The 12,333-nt window shown below is 68.3% G+C and carries 14 protein-coding genes; 8 read left to right on the forward strand and 6 right to left on the reverse strand.

Annotation, left to right across the window (positions count from 1 at the left end):
* Positions 1 to 1,364 (forward strand): metalloprotease TldD (gene tldD / locus KK7_RS0100375; protein ID WP_010542663.1); only part of this gene is annotated, 1,364 nt, incomplete at its 5' end.
* On the opposite strand, the gene KK7_RS0100380 is transcribed toward tldD, so the two are convergent.
* Both KK7_RS0100380 and KK7_RS0100385 read right to left on the reverse strand, forming a co-directional pair.
* Complete coding sequence (locus KK7_RS0100380; protein WP_010542664.1) at positions 1,365 to 1,661, reverse strand: CcdB family protein; 297 nt, start codon at positions 1,659 to 1,661, stop codon at positions 1,365 to 1,367.
* Complete coding sequence (locus KK7_RS0100385) at positions 1,661 to 1,906, reverse strand: type II toxin-antitoxin system CcdA family antitoxin (protein ID WP_010542665.1); 246 nt, start codon at positions 1,904 to 1,906, stop codon at positions 1,661 to 1,663. The genes KK7_RS0100380 and KK7_RS0100385 overlap by 1 nt, the downstream gene beginning before the upstream one ends.
* Before the next feature lie 50 nt (positions 1,907 to 1,956).
* Between KK7_RS0100385 and KK7_RS0100390 the strand changes: the two genes are divergently transcribed.
* Positions 1,957 to 2,172 (forward strand): putative signal transducing protein, encoded by a 216-nt coding sequence (locus KK7_RS0100390; RefSeq protein ID WP_010542666.1) that lies wholly within the window; start codon positions 1,957 to 1,959, stop codon positions 2,170 to 2,172.
* Here KK7_RS0100390 and KK7_RS0100395 read toward each other — a convergent pair.
* Positions 2,162 to 3,379, reverse strand: a complete 1,218-nt coding sequence (locus KK7_RS0100395; protein WP_010542667.1) for a UbiH/UbiF/VisC/COQ6 family ubiquinone biosynthesis hydroxylase — start codon at positions 3,377 to 3,379, stop codon at positions 2,162 to 2,164. The two genes, KK7_RS0100390 and KK7_RS0100395, sit on opposite strands and share 11 nt — an antisense overlap.
* 141 nt (positions 3,380 to 3,520) lie before the next feature.
* Between KK7_RS0100395 and KK7_RS0100400 the strand changes: the two genes are divergently transcribed.
* The 4 genes from KK7_RS0100400 to ribA all read left to right on the forward strand — a co-directional run bounded on the left by KK7_RS0100400 (position 3,521) and on the right by ribA (position 8,679).
* Positions 3,521 to 5,899 carry a DNA translocase FtsK gene (locus KK7_RS0100400; RefSeq protein ID WP_010542668.1) on the forward strand — a complete coding sequence of 793 codons (2,379 nt, stop codon included), beginning with the start codon at positions 3,521 to 3,523 and terminating at the stop codon, positions 5,897 to 5,899.
* A gap of 88 nt (positions 5,900 to 5,987) precedes the next feature.
* Positions 5,988 to 6,602, forward strand: coding sequence for a LolA family protein (locus tag KK7_RS0100405; protein WP_010542669.1), 615 nt, complete (start codon positions 5,988 to 5,990; stop codon positions 6,600 to 6,602).
* Between the two features lie 239 nt (positions 6,603 to 6,841).
* A complete protein-coding gene (locus tag KK7_RS0100410) occupies positions 6,842 to 7,624 on the forward strand; it encodes an exodeoxyribonuclease III (protein WP_010542670.1) in 783 nt (260 codons plus the stop codon).
* Positions 7,621 to 8,679: a GTP cyclohydrolase II gene (gene ribA, locus KK7_RS0100415; protein ID WP_010542671.1), complete on the forward strand. Its 1,059-nt coding sequence runs from the start codon at positions 7,621 to 7,623 to the stop codon at positions 8,677 to 8,679. The genes KK7_RS0100410 and ribA overlap by 4 nt, the downstream gene beginning before the upstream one ends.
* A 360-nt stretch (positions 8,680 to 9,039) precedes the next feature.
* On the opposite strand, the gene KK7_RS0100425 is transcribed toward ribA, so the two are convergent.
* Positions 9,040 to 9,738 (reverse strand): HAD family hydrolase, encoded by a 699-nt coding sequence (locus tag KK7_RS0100425; protein ID WP_010542673.1) that lies wholly within the window; start codon positions 9,736 to 9,738, stop codon positions 9,040 to 9,042.
* Positions 9,735 to 10,403 carry a YggS family pyridoxal phosphate-dependent enzyme gene (locus KK7_RS0100430; RefSeq protein ID WP_010542674.1) on the reverse strand — a complete coding sequence of 223 codons (669 nt, stop codon included), beginning with the start codon at positions 10,401 to 10,403 and terminating at the stop codon, positions 9,735 to 9,737. Before KK7_RS0100430 ends, KK7_RS0100425 begins: the two co-directional genes overlap by 4 nt.
* Before the next feature lie 22 nt (positions 10,404 to 10,425).
* Between KK7_RS0100430 and KK7_RS0100435 the strand changes: the two genes are divergently transcribed.
* Complete coding sequence (locus KK7_RS0100435) at positions 10,426 to 10,947, forward strand: thiamine phosphate synthase (RefSeq protein WP_010542675.1); 522 nt, start codon at positions 10,426 to 10,428, stop codon at positions 10,945 to 10,947.
* Position 10,948: 1 nt separating this feature from the next.
* On the opposite strand, the gene KK7_RS0100440 is transcribed toward KK7_RS0100435, so the two are convergent.
* Positions 10,949 to 11,680 carry a hypothetical protein gene (locus KK7_RS0100440; protein WP_337459569.1) on the reverse strand — a complete coding sequence of 244 codons (732 nt, stop codon included), beginning with the start codon at positions 11,678 to 11,680 and terminating at the stop codon, positions 10,949 to 10,951.
* A gap of 206 nt (positions 11,681 to 11,886) precedes the next feature.
* Here KK7_RS0100440 and KK7_RS0100445 point away from each other — a divergent pair, with 206 nt between their 5' ends.
* Positions 11,887 to 12,324 (forward strand): DUF3576 domain-containing protein, encoded by a 438-nt coding sequence (locus KK7_RS0100445; protein ID WP_010542677.1) that lies wholly within the window; start codon positions 11,887 to 11,889, stop codon positions 12,322 to 12,324.
* Positions 12,325 to 12,333: the final 9 nt, after the last annotated feature.

Below are 12,333 nucleotides of genomic sequence, written 5' to 3' on the forward strand. Positions count from 1 at the left end.
CCCCCCCCCCCGCCGATGCGCTGGGCCAGGCCGAGGATGGCGAGCTCTATCTGCAATATCGCAAGTCCGAGGCGTTCGGCTTCGACGACGGCCGGCTGAAGACCGCCGCCTATGACACGCAGTCGGGCTTCGGCCTGCGCGCGGTCTCGGGCGAGACGACCGCCTTCGCGCATGCCAACGAGATCAGCGCCGCCGCGATCCGCCGCGCCGCCGAGACGATGGCGCTGATCGATCCGGCGAAGCAGGGCAAGGCGCCCCCGCCCCAGGGCAACAACCGCCACCTCTACACCGATGCCGATCCGCTCGACCTGGTGCCCTTCGCCGACAAGGTGAATCTGTGCCAGACAATCGACGCCGCCGCCCGCGCGCGCGATCCGCGCGTCAAGCAAGTGTCCGTCAGCCTCACCGGCCAGTGGAGCGTGGTCGAGGTGGTGCGCGCCGACGGCTTCGTCGCCACCGATGTGCGGCCGCTGGTGCGGCTCAACGTCTCGGTGGTGGTAGAGCAGAATGGCCGCCGCGAGACCGGCAGCTTCGGCACCGGCGGGCGCGTGGTCTATGACCGGCTCTTCCAGCCCGAGACCTGGAACCGCGCGATCGACGAGGCGCTGGCCCAGGCGCTGGTCAATCTCGACGCGGTCGCCGCGCCGGCGGGCGACATGACCGTGCTGTGCGGCCCCGGCTGGCCCGGCGTGCTGCTCCACGAGGCGGTGGGACATGGCCTGGAGGGCGACTTCAACCGCAAGGGCACCAGCGCCTTTTCCGGCCGCATCGGCGAGCGCGTCGCGGCGCCGGGCGTGACCGTGGTCGACGACGGCTCGCTCCACGATCGCCGCGGCTCGCTGTCGATCGACGACGAGGGCACGCCGACGCGCGAGACGGTGCTGATCGAGGACGGCATCCTCAAGGGCTATATGCAGGACCGCCTCAATGCCCGGCTGATGGGCGTGGAGCCGACCGGCAATGGCCGCCGCGAATCCTTCCAGCACGCGCCGATGCCGCGGATGACCAACACCTTCATGAAGGGCGGCAAGGACGATCCCGCCGAACTGCTCGCCCGCGTGAAGAAGGGCATCTACGCCAAGAGCTTCGGCGGCGGCCAGGTCGACATCGTCTCGGGCAAGTTCGTCTTCTCCTGCACCGAGGCGTATCTGATTGAGAACGGCAAGCTCGGCGCGCCGATCAAGGGCGCGACGCTGATCGGCGACGGGCCGACCGTGCTCCACCGCGTCACCGGCATCGGCAACGACTTCGCGCTCGACGAGGGTGTCGGCATGTGCGGCAAGGGCGGCCAGTCGGTCCCCGCAGGCGTGGGGCAGCCGACGCTGCTGGTGGAAGGGCTGACGGTGGGCGGGACGGCGGCGTGATCAGCCGCTGCCGGTAAGCACGTCGATCGCGCCGAGGATGCGGAACCGCTCCTCGGCGAGCGATCCGACCCGCTCGCGGAGTTCGGCGGTTCGGATCGCGGCGGCGAATTCCGTCATGAGGACCAAGGCCTCGCCGTTTACATCGAATTGCGGGTGCAGGCGCGGCGTCGTCGGGGCGCTTTCGCCAGACTTTGCAAGCGGGACGACGAAGCGCGTACCGATCGTCGCGAGATCATCGGCCTGGCAGTCGATCACCAGGCCGCCACCCGCGAGCCGATACACGTCGAACTGCGCCATCAGAACAGACGATAGCGCTCGAGCGGCAATCCGTTCTCTTCGACCCAGCGGTTATGGGCTTCCGCCCATTCGCGATTCTCTTCCTGCCAGCGCCGATCGCGCTCTGCCTTGGCGGCGGCGCGGATCGCGGCTTCGCAAACCTGGGAGAGATTCAGACCCACTTCACGCCCTGCGGCCACCACGCCCGTGTCGAGCGACAGGTTCACCGCCTTGCGCTTGCCGGACGCGATCGGATCGTGCTTCATGCGGACAAGCTATGCGCATGCCCCATGCGCGTCAATCATCGGAGGCCGGCATGGCGCTCGTCGAACTCGGCCGGTTCAACCGGCAGGAAGCCTTCATCGTCCAGGGTCGGCTGGAGGATGACGACATCCCCAGCTTCGTGTTCGACGCCGGCGCCAGCATCGCCGATGGCAGCTATCTGCTGATCCCGGTGCGGGTGATGGTGGACGACGAGGACCTCGCCGCCGCCCGCACCATCCTCGACGCAGCGGGTGCTCTCAAGCCGTAACGCCCTGGAGCAGCTTGGGTACGTCGCCGCTCTCGCCGCGCGCCTCGCCCATGAACCAGTTCTTGAGCGGCGGGAGCTTGTCCACGGCCGCAAGGCCGAAGCGCCGCACCGCGTTGGGCAGCGCGCCGGGGATGCCGAACAGCCGGGTCAGCCCGTCGGTCGCCAGCGCCACCATGAAGGTGTCGAGCCCGCGCCAGCGCTGGTAGCGGGCGAGCAGTTCGGGATCGCCCATGTCGAGCCCGAGGCGCTTCCCGTCGACCAGCACCTCGACCAGCGTCGCCACGTCGCGGAAGCCGACATTGACGCCCTGCCCAGCGATCGGATGGATGCCGTGCGCCGCATCGCCGACCAGCGCCAGCCGCTCGGCGGTGATCCAGGCGGCGTGGTGGAAGCCGAGCGGATAGGAAGAACGCGACGACAGCGGCCCCAGCTTGCCCAGGAACCCGCCCATCTTCTTCTCGGCCTCGGCCAGATAGGCGCGATCCGAAATCTTGTGCATCGCCGCCGCGTCGCGCGCATGCACCGTCCACACCACCGCCGAGCGATGACCGCGCTCGTCGTCGAGCAGCGGCAGGATCGCGAACGGGCCCTGCGGGTAGAAGATCTCGTAGGCGATGTTCTCGTGGCTCCGCTCATGGTTGAGCGTCGCGATCATCGCGGCATGGTCATAGGTCCAGCGCGCGACCTTGAAGCCGGCCGAATCGCGGGTGGGCGAATTGCGCCCCTCCGCCGCGATCAGCAGCTGCGCGCGCACCGTCGCGCCCGAATCGAGCGTCGCGACCACGCCGTGCGGCCCGCGCTCGACCGACACGGCGCGGGTCTGCATCCGCACGTCCGCCAGCGGGGCGGCCTGCGCCGCCTCGTACAGCGCGGTGCGCAGCACGCGGTTCTCGAACATATGGCCGAGCGCCCCGTCATCGGCCTCCGGCGCGAAGTCGAGCTTGCCCGGCGCCAGCCCGTCGGAAACGCGGATGCCCTCGATCGGGCATCCCTTCCCCGCCAGCCGCCCGGCGACGCCGATCGCCTCGAACATCCGCATCGGCGCGCTCGCGATCGCCGAGGCGCGGCCGTCGAAGGTCGCGGCGAGGATGGTTTCCGGGTCCGCCGGATCGATCACGATCGAGCTGATGCCATGCGCGTCGAGCGCAGCCGCCAGCGCGCTGCCGACCAGCCCGCCGCCGAGGATGAGAATGTCCGCCTGGTCCATGGCCCTGCCCTAGCAGGTTCGCACGCGCCTGCCAGCCGTCAACAGGTGCAGGGCGGCGAAGCGAACACCCGCGCCTTGACGGCGGAGTCCGCAGGGGCGATGATTCCGCTACCTTTTCCTTGCAGATCCGGAGGCTGGACGATGGCGTCCCGCGCAGAGGCGCCGCACTGGCGCGACACGATGAAGGCGGGCGTCCGCCGCGGCGGGGTCGTTCTCGCCGGCACGGCACTGTTCGTGCTGACCGTCGCGCTGGTGCTGGCGATGGTCAGCTACCACGCCTCCGATCCGGCGCTGAACACTGCGGCGGGCGGGCCGGTGCGCAACTGGCTGGGCCCGGTGGGCGCCTGGATCTCGGACATTCTCTACACGCTGGTGGGCCTGCCGGTGCTGCTGCTTGCCCCCGTCGGCCTGCTCGCGGCACACCGGATGATGATCGACCGGCCGATCGAGCGCCCGCGCCGGATGATCGGCAGCGCGACCATCGCCACCGCGCTCGCCGCGATCGGGCTGGGGCTGCTCCATTTCGACTGGTCGCTGCCGCTCGACTGGCGGCTGCCCGCCGGCATGGGCGGGCTGGTCGGGCTGTCGGTCGCCGGCGGCATCGACTGGCTGATCGGGCTCGCGGGCGATCCCGCGGTATCCTTCTGGGTCGGCCGGGGCATCGGGCTGCTGCTGCTGCTCGGCGGGCTGTGGCTGTGGTGGATGCGGCTGGAGTTCACCTCGCCGCTGCGCCTGTTCCGCATGCCGCGCTTCACCCGCAGCACCGGCGAGGAGCGAATCGTCCCCGCCGAGGGCCCGCGCTTCCGGCCCAAGCCGCAGGCCGCTGCCGCCTTCGACGAGGGGGTGGAGGACGACCTTCCCTTCGATCGCGACACCCCCGTCACCGCCGAGCCGCGCCGCGTCGTGGTGCCGGACAATCGCCCCGGCCCGGTGATCGCCGATCGCACCGTTTCGACCGCGCCCGCCCGCACCAAGCCGCCGGTGCAGGCCGCGCTCGACTTCAAGGACAGCTACCAGCTGCCCCCGCTCGACCTGCTGACCCCGCCGCCGGCCAACCGCACCTCGACGGTCGACAAGGCCGCGCTCGAGCGCAACGCCCGGCTGCTCGAAAGCGTGCTCGAGGACTTTCATGTAAAGGGCGAGATCGTCGAGGTCCGCCCCGGACCCGTCGTCACCATGTACGAGCTGGAGCCGGCGAGCGGCATCAAGGCGAGCCGCGTCATCCAGCTGGCCGACGACATCGCCCGCAACATGAGCGCGATCTCGGCCCGCGTCGCCACCATCCCCGGCCGAACGGTGATGGGCATCGAACTGCCCAATGCGACTCGCGAAGGGGTGAGCCTGCACGAGCTGATCGGCAGCCAGCAGTTCGAGGAACAGGGCGCGACGCTGCCCGTCGTGCTCGGCAAGAACATCGCCGGCGAACCGGTGATCGCCGACCTGGCGCCGATGCCGCACCTGCTCGTCGCGGGCACCACCGGCTCGGGCAAGTCGGTGGGGCTCAACTGCATGATCCTGTCGCTGCTCTACCGGCTCACGCCCGAGCAGTGCCGGCTGATCATGATCGATCCGAAGATGCTGGAACTCAGCATGTACAAGGATATCCCCCACCTTCTCGCCGATGTGGTGACCGAGCCGGCCAAGGCGGTGCGTGCGCTCAAATGGGCGGTGGAGCAGATGGAGGATCGCTACCGGATGATGGCCTCGGTCAACGTCCGCAGCCTGGCGAGCTACAACGACAAGGTGCGGACCGCGAAGGCCAAGGGACAGACGCTCGGCCGCAAGGTGCAGGTCGGCTACGATCCCGAAACCGGCAAGCCCATCTACGAGGAAGAGACGCTCGACCTGCAGGTGCTGCCGCTGATCGTCGTCATCGTCGACGAGCTGGCCGACCTGATGATGACCGCGGGCAAGGAAGTCGAATTCCTGATCCAGCGGCTCGCGCAGAAGGCGCGCGCGGCGGGCATCCACCTGATCATGGCGACGCAGCGCCCCTCGGTCGACGTCATCACCGGCGTGATCAAGGCGAACCTGCCGACCCGGATCAGCTTCCACGTCACCTCGAAGATCGATTCGCGCACCATCCTGGGCGAACAGGGCGCCGAACAGCTGCTGGGCAAGGGCGACATGCTCTACATGTCCGGCGGCAAGGGCATCACCCGCGTCCACGGCCCCTTCGTCAGCGACGAGGAGGTCCAGGCGATCACCGATTTCTGGCGGGCACAGGGCGCGCCGGACTATATCTCCGCGGTCACCGAGGAGCCCGAGGATGGCGGCTTCACCCTGGAAGGCGCGCCCGACGGAGAGGACAGTCCCGAGGAGCAGACCTATCGCCGCGCGGTGCAGCTAGTGGCGGAAAGCCAGAAGGCCTCCACCTCGTGGCTGCAGCGGCAGCTGCGCGTCGGCTACAACTCCGCCGCGCGGCTGATCGAGCGGATGGAGCGCGAGAATCTCGTCTCCAAGCCCGACCATGTCGGTCGCCGCGAAGTGCTGATGGATACCGAGGGGCGGCCATTGTAACGGGATCGAATCGGGCGGGATACGGGTTCACGACGCGTTCAAGCCCCGCCCGCTATCCGGGCGACCAGCAATTCGGAGACAGACTCCCGTGTTTTCCCGTTCCTTCGCCCTGTCGGCGCTCGCCGCACCGCTGCTCGTCGCTGCCGCACCCGCGCCGGCCCCGGAGCTCGCGCAGGTGCAGGCGCATCTGAAGGCGGTCACCACCATGGTCGCGGACTTCAGCCAGGAGGACCGCAACGGCCGCGTCCTCACCGGCACGATGACGCTGAAGCGCCCCGGCAAAATCCGCTTCCAATATGAGAAGGGCGTCCCCCAGTTGATCGTGGCGGACGGCAGCAGCCTCTATTTCATCGATTATCAGGTGCGGCAGGTGCAGCGCTGGCCGGTCGGAAACTCGCCGCTGCGCGTCCTGCTCGATCCCAATCGCGACATCAGCGGCTATGCGACGATCAAGCCCACCGCCGATACGCGGATCGTCTCGGTGGAAGTCCACGACCCGAAGCGGCCGGAGTTCGGCCGGATCACGCTCGTGTTCCAGAAGGATGCGGCTGCCCCCGGCGGGCTGAAGCTGCAGGGCTGGGTTGCGCTGGACGCGCAGAGCAACCGGACCACCATCCGCCTCAGCAATCAGCGCTTCAACGGCGCGGTTGCCGATTCCGCCTTCCGCTGGACCGATCCGCGCCCGCAAGGCCGCACGCATTAATTTCCTTTCAGTGCAATCGTTCATCCAAGCGACAGGTTCGTTCAGCTACCAAGATAGGGCGGATGGGGTGTTGCCCGGGATTTTTCCCCCTGTTGCCTGGGCTTGTTTCCCCTCCCCGCCTGCGTGACGAACGCTAGGTCGGCCCTCGCTCCATTGCCCCCGGAGCGGGGGCCTTTCCTTTTCCGTACCCCGTCGATGATACACTGGCACTTCGCCGCGGAGTTGCTACATCGGCGCGCGTGAAGATCGCCTCCTGGAATATCAACTCCGTCCGCTTCCGCCTGCCCATCGTCGAGCAGTTCCTGCGCGAGGAAGCCCCCGACATCCTGTGTCTCCAGGAGACCAAGGTGATCGACGGCGATTTCCCCGAGGCGCCGTTCCGCGAGATGGGCTACACCCACATCATCAAGCACGGCCAGCGGATGCACCACGGCGTGGCGATCCTGAGCCGTGTGCCGGTAACCGAAGATGACCGCCTCGACTGGCAGGCGAATCAGGAGGCGCGCCATGTCGGCGTGCGGCTGCCGAACGGCGTGCGGCTCGAGAATGTCTATGTTCCCGCCGGCGGCGACGTGCCTGATCGGGAGCTGAACCCCAAGTTCGGCCAGAAGCTCGATTTCATCCAGCGGATGACCGAATGGTCGACGACGCTCGACGTGCCGACGATCCTTACCGGCGACTTCAACATCGCCCCGCTCGAATCGGATGTGTGGAGCCACAAGCAGCTGCTCGACGTCGTCAGCCACACGCCGATCGAAGTGGAAGCGCTGGGCCGGCTGCAGGCCGCGCATGGCTGGGTCGATCTGGGCCGCACGTTCATCCCCGCGCCGGCGCGCTGCTACACCTGGTGGAGCTACCGCGCCAAGGACTGGGCCGCCTCCGATCGCGGGCGGCGACTCGACCATATGTGGGCCAGCCCCGAGGTTGCGGCAAAGGCGACGGCGCACAAGGTGTGCGAGCCGTGCCGTTCCTGGCTCAAGCCATCGGACCATGTACCAATCGTTACGGAGTTCGACTTTTGAGCGATGCGCGCGCCGCCGCCCGGGCCGTCGATGCACTGCGTCGCGGCTGGCCGATCGCCATTCGCGGGGCGACCGGCACCCTGCGGCTGCTCGCGATCGAAACGGGCGATGCCGCACGACTCGCCGCGTTCGATTCCGCCGGCACCGCGCCCGTGCTGCTCTCGGCCGGGCGCGCGGCGACGCTCAAGCTCGCCAACCAGCGCGATGCGGCGACGCCCGATGCGCCGGTGCTGGTCGAGCGCGTCGAATGGCTCGATTTCGATGCGGCAACGGCGCTGGCCGATCCGCAGTTCGATCTCGCGACGCCGCTGAAAGGTCCCTTCCGTGCGATCCCAGTGGTGCAGGCCGATGCCGCCGCCGCTGCGCTGCGGCTGGCGCGGATCGCGGGGCTGCTGCCGGCCTTTTTCGTGGCCGAAGGCGATGCCGAGGGCGCGATCACCCTTGCCGATATCGAGGCGCACGAGGATGCCGATCGCCTGCGCATCGTCGGCCGCGCTCGGCTGCCGGTGGAAGCGGCCGAAGATGCCGAGATCGTCGCCTTCCGCACCGACGAGATGCCCGGCGAGCATGTCGCGCTGCTGATAGGGCAGCCGAACGGCGAGGCGCCGCTGGTGCGGCTGCACAGCGAATGCCTGACCGGCGACATGCTGGGCAGCCTCAAATGCGATTGCGGGCCGCAATTGAAGGCGGCGATCGCGGAGATTTCCAAGAGCGGCTGGGGCATCCTGCTTTATCTGCGCCAGGAGGGCCGCGGCATCGGCCTGATCAACAAACTGCGCGCCTATGCGCTGCAGGATCAGGGCTTCGACACCGTCGATGCCAACACCCGGCTCGGCTTCGCGATCGACGCGCGCAACTTCCGGGTGGCGGCGCGGATGCTGACCCTGCTCGGCCAGCCGCGCATCCGGCTGCTCACCAACAACCCGCAAAAGGTGGAGACGCTGCGCGCCGCGGGCGTCGACGTGCTGGAACGCGTGCCGCACGTGCTGCCGGCGAACCCGCACAATGCGCGGTACCTGGCGACCAAGCGCGACCGGACCGGGCACGAGTTTTAGCCAGTAGGCGTTGTACAAGCGGCCGCGCGCGTGCGAGCATTCGACAATGGAACAACTGCCAATCGCCTGGCTTGGAGCGCTATTGATCGTCTTCAGCGCGCCTCCGCTTCTTTGGGCGTTGGCGACGAAAAAGTTGCTCGTCGGCATCTTTCCGTCGCCGGAAACCTTCGCGCCCGCACTGATACGCCGAGACGATAATCCGCGCGCATATCGGTGGCATCTGGTCGGCGAATGCACCTGCCTCGCAGCAGGCGTTGTGTTTCTCTTCTTGTAGGACCCCACCTGTGCTCCTGCGAAAGCAGGAACCCAGGATAGCGAAGTACTGAACAACCCTGGGCGCCTGCTTTCGCAGGAGTTCCGTCAGGCAATCAGCCGCGCGACCTCGTCGAAATCGTGGGCGATGTGTTGCACGCCCAGCGCCTTGAGCCGCTCGCCATGGTCCGCCGCGCAGTGCGCGCCGGCGCATAGCCCGATCACCGTTGCGCCCGAGGCAACTGCGCCCTTTACGCCCACCGGCGAGTCCTCGAGGATCACGCAAGCCTCGATCGGCACGCCCAGCGCCGCAGCGGCATGGAGGTAGAGATCCGGCGCCGGCTTGCCGTTGACGACATGTTCGCGGCCGCTGAACAGCTTGTCACCGAACAGATCGCGCACCCCGAGATGGCGGAGATGGGTGTCGAGCCAGCGCGTCGGGCTCGACGAGGCGATCGCCTTGGGCAGATCGGCGGGCAGGCTTTCGAGGAAGCGCAGCGCCCCCGCCACCGCGGGCAAGCCTTCTTCCAGCACCCGCGCATCCTCCTCGGCACGGGCGGCGTGGAAGTCCTCGGGCACCGGTCGGCCGATCCAGCGCTCGATTGCGGCGAGGAAGTCTTGCCCCGCCAGCCCCATGAAATGCGCCATCGAATGCTCGGGCGTGGTCGGGTGGCCGATGGCGGTCAGATAATCGGCGACATGCTTGTTGCCGGCATACTCGCTCTCCAGCAGCACGCCGTCGAAATCGAAGAGGATACCGTCGAACCGCACCGACAGCGTCTTCGGCGCCGAGGAAAAAGCGTTCACGCGCGTTCTCCGAACAGCGCCGTGCCGACGCGGATATGGGTGGCGCCGAGCGTCACCGCGGTCTCGTAGTCGCTCGACATCCCCATGCTGAGCCCATCCAGCCCGTGGTCCCGCGCCAGCTTGGCGAGCAGCGCGAAATAGGGCGCGGCTTCGAGACCCGCAGGCGGCACGCACATCAGGCCAGAGATCGGCAGCGCCGCAGACTGCGCCTCGGCGAGCAGCGCCGGCAGCTCGACCACCGGACAGCCGCCCTTTTGCGGCTCGTCGCTGATATTTACCTGGAGGAAGCAGGCCGGGCGGCGCCCTGCCTTGTCCATCGCCTTGGCGAGCGCGGTAACCAGCGACAGCCGGTCCACCCCGTGGATCGCATCAAACAGCGCCACGGCCTCGTCCGCCTTGTTCGACTGGAGCTGGCCGACCAGATGCAGTTCGATACCGGAAGTTGTCTCGCGCAACTGCGGCCACTTGCCCTGCGCTTCCTGCACACGGTTCTCGCCGAACACGCGCTGGCCGGCATCGATCAGCGGCTGGATCGTCGCGGCATCGTGCGTCTTGGAGACGGCGATCAGGGTGATGGCGTCGGGCTTGCGGCCGGCGATCTTGGCGGCGCGGGCGATCGCGGTCTGCACCGCGGCGAGCCGCTGGCTGGCATCGTCTTGAAGCATGCGCCGGGCTATAGGCACCCGGATGCCGACCCGCCACCCCCCAATCCCGCGCCTGTGGCTGATGACCGATCCTCGGCTGGGCGACCGGCTATGGCCGGCACTGGAGCGGCTGCCGCGCGGCAGCGGCGTGATCTTCCGCCACTACCTGCTGCCGCTGCCGGAGCGGCGCGCGCTGTTCGCACGGATCGTCAAGATCGCACGGCGGCGGGGGCTGGTGCTGCTGCGCGCGGGTGGCGCGCCGATGCCCGGCGAAATGGGAACCCATGGCCAACGCGGCCGCGGCCTCATCACCTGGCCGGTCCATTCCCGCCGCGAGGCGATGGAGGCGATCCGGGCAGGCGCCGACGCGCTGCTCGTCTCGCCGGTCTTCCCGACGCGGTCCCATCCGGGCGCGCCGGTGCTGGGACCCGTGCGTCTCGGGCTGCTGGTTGGTGGCTTGAGCATACCGATCATCGCGCTTGGGGGCATGAACCCGCACAGCGCGCGACGGCTACAGTCTTTGGGGATTCACGGATGGGCGGCGATCGACGCCTGGAACCGGTAGATCAGAAGCGGAAGGCGGTGCCGATATAGATCGACTGGCTGTCTCGCCGCATATCCTGATTGAACTGGACCAGGCGATCGCGCTCGCTCTTGTAGCGCACGCCGGCAGTGAGGTTCAGGTTACGCGACACCGCATAAGAGCCTCCCAGGTCGACCGAATAGCTGGGCTTGTCGCCGATCAGCACCGGCGTACCCGCCAACGGGCGATCCTCGCTCGCCGCGATCCGGCCGCTCAGGCGCTTGCCGGAATAGCTGAGCGCGACTTCCGACCGATCCCGACTGCCCGGCTGCGTACCCGCCATATCGACATGGGTCACGTCGCCAGAGACGGCGAAGCGACGCCAGCCCACCGCCACGCCCAGATTATAGGCGATCGGCGCAAGGCTGACCGAGGCGGGCTTTGCAGCCGGTACGCGGCTGGCCGTGTCGACAGCGCGATTCGAGGCGGCTCGGACCGCGACGGTCACGCCACGGGTCGAGCCGGTCCGCGCTTCGGCCGGGGTGAAGCGGAAGCCCGCGCCGTTCATCCCACTGCGCGCCAGTACGGCTGCGAGCTTGGGATCAGCTGCTGCGGGGGTGAACCCACCGGCGCTCTGCAGCGCCAGGGGTGCGGGGCGAACGGCCGCCTTGAGCGTGCGGTCTCGTTCCTGGGCCTGGAGCGCTGGCGAGACGATGAGCCCGGCGGCGCAGAGCGCCCCCAGCCCAAGTCCCGACATCCAACGAACCAAGCGCATTTGCATACCTCTCTAATGGGAGCCCCTACCACGGAATCAAAGCGACGTTCCATCGGCGAACACGATTTTCCCGGAGTGTTGCACCAGACCCACAGAATCGTACCATCGGCAACCAATTGGAGACCAGCGCGTCGGCCTTGCTCCCGCCACATCCCGGCCTATAGATGCAGGCACTCATCCCTTGCCCGCTAGGAAGTACGACGTCCATGAACCGCCTGTTGCGCTTTGCGATCCTGGGGTCGCTCGCTGTTTCCGTCGCCGCCTGCAGCCATTCGAAGAAGGGCGCGAACGCGGACCTGGCGGCATCGAAGGTGACGACGATCGGCGTCAACGCCTATCTGTGGCGCGCCACGCTGGACACGCTGAGCTTCATGCCGCTGCTCCAGACCGATTCGAACGGCGGCGTGATCGTGACCGACTGGTATGTGAACCCCAACGTCCCCACCGAGCGGATGAAGGTGACGGTGACCGTGCTCGACCAGGATCTGCGCGCCGATGCGCTGCGGGTCGCGGCGCTGCGCGAAGTGAACCGGAGCGGCGCCTGGGTCTCCGCCCCCGTGCAGGCCGCCACCGTCCAGAAGCTCGAGGACATCATCCTGACCCGTGCACGCGACCTGCGCCGCGCGGCCGTCGCGACCAACTAATCGGAATCC

Source organism: Sphingomonas elodea ATCC 31461 (genome assembly GCF_000226955.1).
GTDB lineage: Bacteria > Pseudomonadota > Alphaproteobacteria > Sphingomonadales > Sphingomonadaceae > Sphingomonas > Sphingomonas elodea.

What these genes read in the sequence shown, in the direction of transcription:
- KK7_RS0100440 (WP_337459569.1), bottom strand. Translation starts at nt 11,680, where the DNA reads ATGCGCTTGGTTCGTTGGATGTCGGGACTTGGGCTGGGGGCGCTCTGC.
- KK7_RS0100395 (WP_010542667.1), bottom strand. Translation starts at nt 3,379, where the DNA reads ATGGACCAGGCGGACATTCTCATCCTCGGCGGCGGGCTGGTCGGCAGC.
- KK7_RS0100400 (WP_010542668.1), top strand. Translation starts at nt 3,521, where the DNA reads ATGGCGTCCCGCGCAGAGGCGCCGCACTGGCGCGACACGATGAAGGCG.
- KK7_RS0100380 (WP_010542664.1), bottom strand. Translation starts at nt 1,661, where the DNA reads ATGGCGCAGTTCGACGTGTATCGGCTCGCGGGTGGCGGCCTGGTGATC.
- KK7_RS0100390 (WP_010542666.1), top strand. Translation starts at nt 1,957, where the DNA reads ATGGCGCTCGTCGAACTCGGCCGGTTCAACCGGCAGGAAGCCTTCATC.
- KK7_RS0100385 (WP_010542665.1), bottom strand. Translation starts at nt 1,906, where the DNA reads ATGAAGCACGATCCGATCGCGTCCGGCAAGCGCAAGGCGGTGAACCTG.
- KK7_RS0100445 (WP_010542677.1), top strand. Translation starts at nt 11,887, where the DNA reads ATGAACCGCCTGTTGCGCTTTGCGATCCTGGGGTCGCTCGCTGTTTCC.
- KK7_RS0100430 (WP_010542674.1), bottom strand. Translation starts at nt 10,403, where the DNA reads ATGCTTCAAGACGATGCCAGCCAGCGGCTCGCCGCGGTGCAGACCGCG.
- KK7_RS0100435 (WP_010542675.1), top strand. Translation starts at nt 10,426, where the DNA reads ATGCCGACCCGCCACCCCCCAATCCCGCGCCTGTGGCTGATGACCGAT.